The organism is Mycobacterium sp. NGS22 (assembly GCF_059813095.1).
In genome coordinates this window covers 23,134-34,706 of sequence record NZ_JCALDY010000039.1, presented here as the reverse complement: position 1 = coordinate 34,706, position 11,573 = coordinate 23,134, and the positions used below count along the sequence as shown (strand labels likewise).

Below are 11,573 nucleotides of genomic sequence, written 5' to 3'. Positions count from 1 at the left end.
GTCAGATGTCCACCCGGCTTTCGGTGAATGTCGAACCTGTCCGGATCGTCGAAATGACGCTCATCGCGGTTGGCTGACGCCAGCATCATCAGTAGCGCGCTGCCGGCAGGAATCATCTGCTGCTGGAAGGTCACATCGTCAGAAGCAACGAAGCGTGCCACGTGCGGCCCTGGTGGTTCGAAGCGCAGGAGTTCCTCGATCGCTACCGGAATCAGCTTGTGGTCCTGCACGAGTTCCTTCCGTTGATCGGGATGTTCGGCAAGAACCTTGCCCATCCAACCGAATAGTCGGCCGGTCGTCTCGACCCCCGCACCGGCAACGACGGCGAGGAACACAGTGAGCTCCTGCTTGGTCAGCTTCCGCGTGGTGCCAGTTTCGTCTTCGAACTCGACGTTGAGTAGTTCGGTGATCAGATCGTCCGACGGATTTTTCTCCCGCCATTCGACGTACTCACCGAACATTTCACCGGTGAAATACCGGTCTTTCTTGATTGCCATTGGCCTTCCCGGTTCATTGCGCAACACGTCGTTGGCGTGCTGACGCACCGCGGGCTGTTCGGCGTCGGGGATGCCTGCGAGCATTCCGATTGTGCGCATGGGGAGTTCGGCGCCGAGGTCCTCGACGAAATCGAACCGGTCGCCACCGACGAGGGGATCGAGGCAGGCGACACAGAATGCACGGATCTTGTCCTCGATCGCGCGCATCTTCTTCGGCGTGAATGCCCTCGAAACGATCGCGCGATGGATGGTGTGCAGGGGCGGGTCCTCGTTGATAAAGATGCCTGGCGGCATCACTGGGTCGGTCATGACCACTTCGAGGATGTCGCCTTTGGCCGAGCTCAGCCGTGCGGTATCCCGCAGCGCGGCGTCGACGTCCGCGTAGCGACTTACAGCCCAGAAGTCATGCCGTTCGTTGTAGTAGACCGGTTGTTCGTCGCGTAGGCGGCGGTAGGTGGGATAGGGATCGAGGTCAATGTCGAAGTCCCATGGGTCGTAGTACAAGTCGCTCAACATCGACTCCTCGACGATAGAAGCATCAATCGCGTATAGTGACTGCTGTACGAACGTACAGGACGAATAGTGGACCGGCAACAGCGGATTCGTGCAGGAGGCCGCGCAATGCTATACGGTCGTACGATTCGGGCGGACGCACGAAACGTTCGACTCACCGGACTTAGGGAGCTCGATGGGCAATCGGTTTTCACTTGATGGCCGCGTCGCGGTCGTAACCGGCGGAGGTACTGGCATCGGGCGGGGCGCCGCCCTCGTTCTAGCCGAGTATGGCGCCAATTTGGTATTGGCCGGCCGTCGGCCCGAGCCGCTCGAATCGACGGCCCAGGAAGTGGTGGCGATGGGTCGCCGTGCGCTTGCGGTTTCCACGGATGTCACTACTGCAGAGGCGTGTCGCGGCCTGGTCGATGCGGCAGTGGCCGAGTTTGGCCGTCTTGACGTGCTGGTCAATTGTGCTGGTGGGGCGGAAACGAAGTCGATCATGAAGTGGCCCGATGACGATTTCGAGACAGTGCTGGACCTCAATTTCAAAGCGGTCTGGCACCTTTCCAAAGCGGCCGCCGGGCAGATGATGACTCAGGGCAAAGGGGCGATCGTCAATATCTCTTCTGGGGCAAGCTTGCTGGCGATGCCGCAGGCTGCGCCCTACGGCGCAGCAAAGGCGGCCGTCAACAACCTGACGGGGTCAATGGCTGCCGCTTGGGCCAAGAAGGGCATAAGGGTCAACGCTATTGCGGTCGGAGCGGTGCGGGCCGCTACCTTGACCGACGACGCGGCGCGTTATGGCCTGGATCCGGAGGCTATCGCGATGACCAACGGGTTGGGCCGGCTCGGTGAACCCGATGAGATCGGTTACGGGGTGCTGTTTTTTGCATCCGACGCATCGAGCTTCTGTTCGGGTCAAACGCTCTATATGCACGGAGCGCCGGGTCCGGCGGGCGTCTAGGCCTGCGGGTGCGTCGCGGACACGTGCTTGTGTTCCCCGGTAGGCACGCTATACATTCGTACAGCATCGAGTAATGATCTCTTCAGAAAGTGGTGCGGTGAGCCGAACAGCCATAGTGACTGGCGCGGGGTCTGGGCTGGGTCGGTCGATCAGCCTGAAACTAGCGGCCGACGGCCATCGTGTGGGCTTGGTGGACGTAAATCCAGAAAGTGCTGAGAAAGTCGCCATCGAGATAAATGATCTGGGAGGCAAGGCTTTTCCCCGTGATGCTGACGTGTCTGACGAGCTTGCGGTAGAGGCCGCGTTCGCCGACGTCCGCAACTCACTCGGGCCGGTCGAGATCCTCGTGACCAGCGCGGCGATTGCGGGTTTCACACGTTTCGACAGGATCACTCTGGAAGAGTGGAACCGATACCTAGCGGTCAATCTCACCGGCACCTTCCTGTGTATCCGTAATGCCCTATCTGACATGGTGGCCGCCAGATGGGGCCGCATTGTGACGATTTCCTCCGCAGCAGGGCAGCAGGGCGCTCCTCGACAAGGGCACTATTCGGCCACCAAGGGCGGGGTCATCGCGATGACAAAGACGATCGCCTTGGATTACGCCCGCAAAGGCATTACAGCCAACACCGTGCCACCGTTCGTCATTGATTCACCAATGCTTCGACAGCAACAAGATGAGGGCAAACTTCCCGGCACGGAGACGCTCGTACAAGCCATCCCTGCCGGTCGCCTTGGCGTGGCCGAGGAAGTAGCAGCGGTCTGCTCCTTTCTGTGCTCCGAAGGAGCCGGCTACGTCAACGGGCAGGTAATCGGAGTAAACGGTGGCGCTGTCATTTGACTGAAATACGTAAACCGTTGTCGCGCAATACGAGGAGGTAACGTGCGAGTCCACGTCGATCCGTCACGATGCCAAGGCCACACCCTGTGCGCCATGATCGCACCCGAATCGTTCGAGCTGGATGATGTCGATGGGCACGCGAACGCCACCGTCGAGGACGTTCCAGAAGATCAGCAGGCCGCGGCGCGCGAAGCCGTCAGTTCCTGCCCAGAGCAAGCCATTTCGATCATGAGCGACCGCGTGATCGCTGCGCGCGCCGCGCACGGCCAACGACGGGTGTGACGAGTGAGCTCAATTCACGAGGGTCCCGCCAGTGCAACCGAAGGAGCCACGTTTCACTTCGACCGTCACGCCGACAATTACCGCGAGAACTTTCTTGACATCACCCACGATATGCATAGGCGGTGTCCGATCGCCTGGACGGACACCTACGACGGCCACTGGGTTGCCGCAGGGGGCCGAGAAGTCTTCGAACTTGCGCGCTGTCCGCATGTCTCCAACGATCATGACGTCCACAACGAACGCCGCGGATACAAAGGCATTTCAATACCGTTGACGGTCGAAGCGGAAAATTTCCGCGGCGGGATGCTCGAAATGGATGATCCCGAACACCGCTACTACCGAACGGTGCTCAACCCCTATTTGTCGCCGGCGGCGGTTAAGCGCTGGGAGCCCTTCGTCGACGAGATCACTCGCGCTTGCATCGACGACCACATCGAAGCGGGACGAATCGACTTCGTCGACGATCTCGCCAATGTAGTCCCGGCAGTACTCACCCTGGCAATGCTCGGAGTTCCGTTAGAGAAGTGGACTCTCTACAACGAACCCGCGCATGCATTGGTCTACACACGGCCCGACTCGCCAGAGGCCCCCCGCATGCGTGAGCTGTATATGGCAATGGGCGTCGACCTTTTCACCAACCTTGCGCAGATTCGAGAGAACCCCCGACCGGGCATCATCGATGCGCTAGTCAGAATGCAGCTCGACGGCGAAGCACCGCCGGATATCGAGTTGCTCGGCATGCTGAACCTGTTGATCGGCGGTGGCTTCGATACCACGACCGCTTTGACCGCTCACGCGCTCGAATGGTTGGCGCAGCACCCCTCTGAGCGCACCCGACTCAGCCGGGACCGCGAAACCCTGCTCAATCCCGCCACCGAGGAGTTCCTGCGCTATTTCACCCCCGCGCCGGGTGATGCCCGCACCATCTCCCAGGACGTCGAAATCTCCGGTGCCGCACTCAAGGAGGGTGAACGCCTGTGGTTGTCGTGGGCGATGGCGAACCGTGATCCGGTGTTGTTCGCCGATCCCGACAGTGTCGTCCTGGATCGAAAAGGCAACCGTCACTTCAGCTTCGGATTAGGCGTTCATCGGTGCATAGGGTCCAACGTGGCGCGTGCGGTGTTCAAGTCGATGCTCACAGCGGTACTGGACCGAATGCCGGACTACCAGTGTGTGCCTGAAGGGACTGTCCACTACGACAGCATTGGCGTGATTCAAGGAATGCGACATTTGCCCGCCACCTTTACGCCCAGTCCGCGGTCCGGCCCCGGGGTGGACGAAACGGTGCAGCGGCTTCAACGTATCTGCGACCAGCAGGGCCTGGCGCGGCCCATCACCGAGCTCAAAGAAGCCGCAAAGATCGAGGACTGAGGGCCGATGTCCGGCTCAATAGAGGAGAATCCGATGTCGGACAACCCGATTGCAGTGGTTACGGGTGCCAGCCGAGGCGCCGGCGCGGGCATCGCGCGCGCGTTGGGTAGCCACGGTTGCACCGTCTATGTGACAGGTCGCACCCGCAGCGGTGACGAGTCGCCGCGCAGGGGCAGTATTGACGAGACGGCAGCGCAAGTCACCGCGGCGGGTGGCAACGGGATCGCGGTCGGTGTCGACCACGGTGACGACGCTCAAGTAAGCGACTTGTTTGATCGCATACGCAACGAGGTGGGCCGCGTCGACATTTTGGTCAACAATGCGGCCATCATCCGCGACGAGATGATGGGGCGGACGAAATTCTGGGAGGAGCCTCTCAACGTCATCGACACACTTGATGTCGGTCTCCGCAGCAGCTACGTCGCTACGGTTCTTGCTGTTCCACTCATGCTTCCCCAGCGCAAAGGCCTGGTGGTGTTCTCGTCGTCTTCGGGTGCGGTGCACTACGCGTTCGGACCCGCTTACGGAGTGCCGAAGGCCGGCACCGACAAGATGGCTGCTGACATGGCTTTCGACCTCAAAGAATTTGACATCGCTGCTATTTCGATATGGATGGGCTCACTGCTCACCGACAGGGTCCGCAAGATCATTGCAAGCAACCCTGAGAAGTTCGGCCACATTCTCGAGACCGCGGAAACCCCGGAACTGACCGGCCACGTCATCTGGGCACTTTTCAACGACCCGGAACTGATGACGCTGAGTGGCCAGACGCTGATCGGCGCCGAACTTGCGGCGACGTATGGCATTGTCGACGAGGGTGATCGTCAGCCACCGTCCTATCGCGACCTCTTTGACGTGCACCCCCGGCAGCAGTGCGCGCATGTGATGCGTTGAGCGCACGACGGGACGATTGTGCAACTCAAATTCGACACCGAAGTGGAGACTTTTCGGAACAAGTTGACGGTCTTCTTGGACGAACATGTCCCTTCGGTAGCTGAGGCGGCGGCTACGCGTCCACGGTCGAGCGCCGACATACCGCCATGGGCGCGCCAGTGGCAGCGCCTGATGTTCGAGCATGGCTGGTTGCACCGTGGCTACCCGCCCGGATTCGGTGATCAACGACTTAGTACCGCGGCATGTTTTGCGGTAGATGACTGGGAGTTGCTGCGGTGACTGCAAAGCGGACCGGCCTTCTCGGATCCCGCTGGCCCACATTATTTCTGACGCACGCTTCCTCGCCGTCGCGACGGCGTCTTCTTCCTCGACGGATTAGCACGCGGTTCCACGGAATCGATGTAACGCTCGAACGCCTTGGTAACCTCGCGGTGCGCCGACTTCACGCCGATGCCCTCTTCGAGGTTGATGAATTTCGGCAGCCCGGACATCAGCAATTGCAGCGCCGGTAGTGATAGATCGCCGATCGGACGCGCCTTGCGACCAAACTTTGCGACTAGCGCGTCCAATTGCACTTTGCGCACACCCTCTGTCACTGCGGCAATCTCGTTGCGGATGGACTTGCGGTGATTGCCCAGGGCCATGAATTCGGTCATCAAAGCGCCAGTGGCTTCTTCCCACGAGTATTCCCACACGGCGCGAAGAGGTTCATCGGCGCGGCGCTGCAGCTCACTGGTCAGATATGCCAGATTGCGTTCCGCGTATCGCCGAATAGCAGCGATGAAGATGTCGTCGACACTCGGGAAGTAATACTGCACCAGGCTCGATGTGACACCAGCCTTCGCAGCAAGCGCCCTGTATGTGACGCTCGCGTAACCCTCCTCCAGCATCATCTTCTCGACGCAGTCAAGAAGGATGTCCCGAGTCTTGGACGTTTCGGCGCCAACTCGCCGCGAAGATGTCGTCATCAGCTTCCGATCGTTCGAATACTTGTATTCTCCCACCCGCGTGGTGCTGTACACTCGTATAGTGCCACGGGCCGTCTAGTGCGTCGATGTCCGACGACGTGAGAGGTGTAGATCATGACCATGTATGTCCAGACCGACACCCTCCGACGAGACGTTCGCTACCTGATGGATCGCACGCAAATTCTTGATTGCATCTCGCGTCATGCCCGCGGCTGCGACCGTCACGACGTCGACCTGATCACCTCGGCTTATCACAGTGATGGCGTCGACGAGCACGGCCACGCGGTGAACTCAGGACCTGATTACGGTGAATGGGCGAACAAAATCCATGCTGAAACTTCGCGGGTGCACACCCACAACATCACCACGCACACGTGTGAAATTGATGGCGATATCGCGCATGCGGAAAGCTACGTACTGGTTGTGCTGATCGGACCAGACGGAAAGAGCGCCCAGTTCATAACGGGCCGTTACATTGACCGCCTGGAACGGCGAGAAGGCAACTGGCGCATCGCCGTTCGTCGATCCACAGTCGAGGGAATGTTCCTGGCTGACGCTCGGGTCTTACAGTCATCGTTCTTCACTGACAAGGGATATCTCGTAGGCACGCGCGATCGCACAGACCTTTCCTACGAGCGACCGCTGTCGATGGACACTGCAGCACCAGCACGGTGGTAGTCGCACCGGTCGGGGAGAAGGGACCCCGGAAAGTTGTGTGGGCCGGTGATCGATGCGCCGACCCAATGAGCCGCAGCAATTTGTTGTGGACCCTCGCTGGCCGCCCGAAGCGCACTTCGCTGCCGGCGGTCTAGCGGAGAAGCGAAGCGACTTTCTTGGCTGTGGCCTTGGCTGAGCCCGGATTCTGTCCGGTGACGAGATTGCCGTCGACGACGGTGTGGGACACGAAGGGAAGCAAGGCCTTCTTGTAGAGCGCGCCTCGCTCCTTGGCGCGCTCCTCGGCGTTGTAGGGGACGAGCTTGTCGACGCGTGCAAGGACTTCTTCCGTCCAGGCGAAGCCCGTCATCTCCTTGCCGGCGATGAGGTAGGAGCCCTCGGACAGTGTGGTGTTGAGCAGTCCGCAGTAGCCGTGGCAGACCGACGAAACGATGTCACCGCGTTCGTAGATTTCCCGGGTGATGCGCTGCAGGCCTTCACTATTCGGGAAGTCGTACATGACGGCGTGGCCGCCGGTGAAGTAGATGGCGTCGTAGTCGGAGGAGTTGATCTCGCTCGGACTCTTGGTGTTGCTCAGGAGCGCCATTTTGGCGGGGTCGGCGCGCCAGGCTTTGGCGGTCTTGTCGTAGTTGGGGAACTTCAGCGCTCGTGGCTCCAGCGGCACCTCACCGCCGGCGGGGCTGACGAGATCCTGCTGAAAGCCGTGCTCGTCGAAGATGTGCCAGGCGTGGGTGAGTTCTGAGAGCCATAGGCCCGTTGGGTGACCGGGGTCGTCGTAGTGGGCGACGTTGCTGACGACGTTCAGGATGCGCTTGGTCATCGGGCGGCGGCTTTCTCGTGGAGTGATGGCGGCTGGCTGTGCTCGGGGAATGGCTGGTGCAGCGCCTGTTTCAGTGCGTCGATCGCCAGGCCGCGGGCGACGATGGCGGCTTTGGTGGCGCGGAGGCTGTCCAGGAGCAGGAAGTCGTGGACCATGCCGGCGACGCGGACGGAGGTGACGTCGACGCCGGCTTCGCGGAGCTTGTTGGCGTACTGCTCGCCCTCGTCGCGTAGCACGTCGGCTTCGTCGGTGATGACGAGTGTGGTCGGCAGCCCTTTGAGGTCGTCGAGCGAGGCCTGTAGGGGTGAGGCGTACTTCTCGGCACGCTGGATTTCGTCGGTGGTGTAGGCGTCCCAGAACCACTGCATGCCATCGCGGGTGAGGTAGTAGCCCTCGGCGAATTGCAGGTAGGAAGGGGTGTCGAAGTTCGCATTGGTGACCGGGTAGAGCAGCACCTGCGCCTTGAGGTCGATGCCGCCGCGGTCCTTGTTCATCAGCGCGAAGACCGCGGACATGCAGCCGCCGACGGATTCACCGGTGACCGCGATGCGTGACGTGTCGAGTCCGTGGTCGGCTCCGTGCTCGAGGACCCATTGGCCGACGGCGTAGTTCTGCTCGACTTGGGTGGGATATCCCTTCTCCGGTGCGCGGTCATAGACCGGGAAGACGCCGGCGGCGTCCGCGCCGACGGTGAGCTCGCGGAAGATCCGGTCGTGGGTGTGTTCGTCGCCGAAAACCCATCCGGCGCCGTGGATGTAGAACACGACCGGCAGCGAACCCTCGACGCCCGTGGGCCGGATGATGCGGGTGCGGACGATGCCCCACTCGCCGGCGTCCACCTCGACCCATTCCTCATCGACCTCGGGACGGGCGACGCCCTCGCCACTTTGCAAGTCGGAGAGGATCTTTCGCCCCTGCTCTGGCGGAACCTCGTAGATCCGGGGGTGCGGGTCGGTGTGCTCGCACAGCTTCCTGGCCTCGTGTTCGAGGTAGGGCGTCACGGACGGCGGGAGATCAGTCACGGCGTCCCTCCACTTCTGCGGCTTCCGAGGTTCGATGCCGAATGTATGCATTGCTTACATCAAGGTAGCGCGGGCGCGGAGGGGAGTCAACGAGAGGCCCGGTCGAAATCAGGGCCGCGCAGTGAGTACGGCGATGAACGACGAGCGAACCTGCGCGGCGATGTCCTCGATCGACGGACTGGTGAGTTTGCGGTCCAGATAGAGGTAGGCCAGACCGTGTACCAGTCCCCAGCCCCCCAGGGCGAGGTCGATGGGATCGGAATCCGGGAACACGCGCGTGATCGCCGTCGCGAGCAGCTCGTGCACCGCGGCCGCCGCCTGCACCCGCTCGTCGCTCTCGTGGTCGCACTCGTTGCCGAACATCAGCCGGAACAGTGCGGGTCGGCGGATCCCGAACTCGACGTAGGCGACGCCTAAGTCGGCCAGTTCATCAGTGGTGCAAGGCAATTCGCGGTCGCGCGTCAGGTCGGCCCTCAAGTCGCGCAGGCCTTGCGCCGCCAGTGCGGATTCCAGCGCCTCGCGATCGGGGAAGTGCCGGTACGGGGCGGTGGGGGAGACGCCGGCCTCGCGGGCTACAGCGCGAATGGAGAACTGCTCACCCCGCTCCAGCATGCCCATCGCCGTCGTCAGCAGCGCGGCGCGCAGGTCGCCGTGATGGTAGCTGCGCTTCGCGGTCGTCGTCATGGCTGTGTTCGTACCTCCTCGCCCTGCCCGACCTCAAGCATGGCGTGTCGTACCGCCGCGCCCCAAACGGCGATGTTGACACCGCTCACATGGGATCCTATCGTCGTTATGTATGCAATGCACACATAGGAAAAGGGGTCGTGATGGCGTCGAGCACAGGACGTGACAGCGGCACGGTCGAGGACCTGGTCGAAGTCGATTTCGGAGAGTGCAGGGTCACCGTGCCCAAGGGCGGGCTGTACGACCGCTACCGCATGGCCACCGACCTGGACGTCGTCAGCGCAGATTCGCGCGTGCGCAGTGTCGACTTCTTCCGGACGCTGCCCAAGACGCAGGTCCAGTCCCAGATCGGACCGACTCGTACGCCGAACTTCTACTATGCGATGTCGAAGGCTCAGATCACCTACGTCGCCCCGACCAAGGCGCTGCGGTCCCGACTGCCCGGTGAGCTGGTTCCTCTGCAGATCGCTCCGGGGATCGGGCTGTTCTCCGTGGTGTTCTTCCGTTACGACGTGTGCGACATCGACTTCTACACCGAGGCCACCGTCGGCATCGCGGTCCGACCCCCGCGACACGGCAGCCTCGGTGTCGCCGACCTCCTCTCGTCCCTGGCCAACGACTCGGTGCACGCCTACGTCCTGTCGCTGCCGGTGAACACCGAAATCGCCCGAGTCCGCGGCCGCGACGGCTACGGCTTCCCGAAATGGGTCACCGACATCGACGTCGAGATCGACGAGCGACGGACCAGGGCGCGGGTGGCCAACGACGGCGGCGGCACCGACATCGCGATCGACGTCGCCACCCCGCGGCAGAAGCGGGTAGCCAGCGGTACCAAGATCTCCACGCTGATCTCGTACACGGAATTGAACGGCGGCTGGCACGCGACGCTGAGCCAGACCAACACCTTGGCCGTCGGCAGCACGCTGCTGCCGAGAGGCGTCCCGCTGGAGTTGAACTCAGGGCGGCTGGCCGACGACGTCCGCTCGCTCAAGCCGATCAGACCCATCCGGTTCGACGTCTTCACCGAGTGCCAAAACGCCCTGCACATCCCGGTGCCCGTGTCGTTTCCCACGAGACGACACAGCAGTCCGCCGACGGACGTCAAGCAACCCGGCCCGAACCAGTAGGAATACGCAATGCAGACCGTCCTGGGTGCCAACGGCCAGATCGCCGAGGAACTCACCCGCTACCTCCACGACAACGTCACCGAGGACATCCGCCTCGTCAGTCGCAACCCCGGCAGATTGCACGACACCGATCAGCTGTTCCCCGCTGACCTGATGGATGCCGACGCCGCGGCCCACGCTGTCGCCGGCAGCGACATCGCCTACCTGACCGTCGGGCTGCCGATCGACTCGGCACTGTGGGAAGAGCGGTTCCCAGTGATGATGGCCAACACCCTCGCCGCCTGCCGCAGACACGGCACCAAGCTGGTCTTCTTCGACAACACCTACATGTATCCACGGACCTCCACCGCGCAGACCGAAGACACCACCTTCCAGCCCAGCGGCCGCAAAGCGGCTGTCCGGTCTGAGATCGCGAATATGTTGATCGAGGAGATGCGCGCCGACCGAATCGAAGCCGTCATCTGCCGGGCACCCGAGTTCTACGGCCCCGGTAAAACCAAGAGCCTCACCAACTCCGCCGTCTTCGACCGGATCAAGCGGGGCAAGCGGCCGATGATCCCGATCAACGCCCATACCAGAAGAACCCTGATCTGGACCCCCGACGCCAGCCGCGGCATGGGGCTGATCGGCAACACCCCTGACGCCTTCGGCCAGACCTGGCACCTGCCAACGGATCCCGAACGACTCACCTACGCACAGATGATCGACATCGCCTCCGGCGTCACCGGTCGCGACATCCGCTACACGACGGTCCCGGAGATCGCGTTCCGGGTCGGCGGATGGGTCAATCCCGCGGTCAAGGAAGCCTCCGAGCTGCTGCCGCGCTACCGCGACGACAACATCTTCGACTCATCCAAATTCGCCCGCCGATTCCCCGATTTCCGAATCACCACCTACCGGGAGGGGATCACCGAGATCCTCAACGGCTGACCA

The 11,573-nt window shown here is 62.0% G+C and carries 13 protein-coding genes; 8 read left to right on the top strand and 5 right to left on the bottom strand.

The annotated features are described in order from the left end of the window. On the bottom strand, positions 1-1,010 hold a 1,010-nt coding region (locus AC5Y47_RS23690; protein ID WP_499946682.1), incomplete at its 3' end, for a cytochrome P450. 175 nt (positions 1,011-1,185) lie between these two features. Here AC5Y47_RS23690 and AC5Y47_RS23685 point away from each other — a divergent pair. The 5 genes from AC5Y47_RS23685 to AC5Y47_RS23665 all read left to right on the top strand — a co-directional run bounded on the left by AC5Y47_RS23685 (position 1,186) and on the right by AC5Y47_RS23665 (position 5,344). Then, positions 1,186-1,956, top strand: coding sequence for an SDR family NAD(P)-dependent oxidoreductase (locus AC5Y47_RS23685; protein ID WP_499946681.1), 771 nt, complete (start codon positions 1,186-1,188; stop codon positions 1,954-1,956). 73 nt (positions 1,957-2,029) lie between these two features. Next, on the top strand, positions 2,030-2,797 hold the full coding sequence (locus AC5Y47_RS23680; RefSeq protein ID WP_499946680.1) for an SDR family NAD(P)-dependent oxidoreductase: 768 nt from the start codon (positions 2,030-2,032) through the stop codon (positions 2,795-2,797). A gap of 42 nt (positions 2,798-2,839) precedes the next feature. Continuing rightward, complete coding sequence (locus AC5Y47_RS23675) at positions 2,840-3,079, top strand: ferredoxin (RefSeq protein WP_499946679.1); 240 nt, start codon at positions 2,840-2,842, stop codon at positions 3,077-3,079. Between the two features lie 12 nt (positions 3,080-3,091). Continuing rightward, complete coding sequence (locus AC5Y47_RS23670; protein WP_499946686.1) at positions 3,092-4,450, top strand: cytochrome P450; 1,359 nt, start codon at positions 3,092-3,094, stop codon at positions 4,448-4,450. A gap of 33 nt (positions 4,451-4,483) precedes the next feature. Continuing rightward, positions 4,484-5,344 carry an SDR family NAD(P)-dependent oxidoreductase gene (locus AC5Y47_RS23665; RefSeq protein ID WP_499946678.1) on the top strand — a complete coding sequence of 287 codons (861 nt, stop codon included), beginning with the start codon at positions 4,484-4,486 and terminating at the stop codon, positions 5,342-5,344. A gap of 320 nt (positions 5,345-5,664) precedes the next feature. Here the strand turns inward: AC5Y47_RS23665 and AC5Y47_RS23660 are convergent, their stop codons facing one another. Then, positions 5,665-6,312 (bottom strand): TetR/AcrR family transcriptional regulator, encoded by a 648-nt coding sequence (locus tag AC5Y47_RS23660; RefSeq protein WP_499946685.1) that lies wholly within the window; start codon positions 6,310-6,312, stop codon positions 5,665-5,667. Positions 6,313-6,426: 114 nt separating this feature from the next. Between AC5Y47_RS23660 and AC5Y47_RS23655 the strand changes: the two genes are divergently transcribed. After that, positions 6,427-6,990: a nuclear transport factor 2 family protein gene (locus AC5Y47_RS23655; RefSeq protein WP_499946677.1), complete on the top strand. Its 564-nt coding sequence runs from the start codon at positions 6,427-6,429 to the stop codon at positions 6,988-6,990. A gap of 130 nt (positions 6,991-7,120) precedes the next feature. On the opposite strand, the gene AC5Y47_RS23650 is transcribed toward AC5Y47_RS23655, so the two are convergent. The 3 genes from AC5Y47_RS23650 to AC5Y47_RS23640 all read right to left on the bottom strand — a co-directional run bounded on the left by AC5Y47_RS23650 (position 7,121) and on the right by AC5Y47_RS23640 (position 9,513). Next, a complete protein-coding gene (locus AC5Y47_RS23650) occupies positions 7,121-7,807 on the bottom strand; it encodes a type 1 glutamine amidotransferase domain-containing protein (protein WP_499946676.1) in 687 nt (228 codons plus the stop codon). Beyond that, complete coding sequence (locus AC5Y47_RS23645; RefSeq protein WP_499946675.1) at positions 7,804-8,829, bottom strand: alpha/beta hydrolase; 1,026 nt, start codon at positions 8,827-8,829, stop codon at positions 7,804-7,806. The genes AC5Y47_RS23650 and AC5Y47_RS23645 overlap by 4 nt, the downstream gene beginning before the upstream one ends. Positions 8,830-8,937: 108 nt before the next feature. Continuing rightward, positions 8,938-9,513 carry a TetR/AcrR family transcriptional regulator gene (locus tag AC5Y47_RS23640; RefSeq protein ID WP_499946674.1) on the bottom strand — a complete coding sequence of 192 codons (576 nt, stop codon included), beginning with the start codon at positions 9,511-9,513 and terminating at the stop codon, positions 8,938-8,940. A gap of 143 nt (positions 9,514-9,656) precedes the next feature. Here AC5Y47_RS23640 and AC5Y47_RS23635 point away from each other — a divergent pair, with 143 nt between their 5' ends. Together AC5Y47_RS23635 and AC5Y47_RS23630 are read left to right on the top strand one after the other, a co-directional pair. Continuing rightward, entirely contained in the window at positions 9,657-10,640 is a 984-nt protein-coding gene (locus AC5Y47_RS23635; protein ID WP_499946673.1) for an acetoacetate decarboxylase family protein, read from the top strand. 9 nt (positions 10,641-10,649) lie between these two features. Then, on the top strand, positions 10,650-11,570 hold the full coding sequence (locus AC5Y47_RS23630) for an NAD-dependent epimerase/dehydratase family protein (protein WP_499946672.1): 921 nt from the start codon (positions 10,650-10,652) through the stop codon (positions 11,568-11,570). The last annotated feature ends 3 nt before the right edge of the window (positions 11,571-11,573 follow it).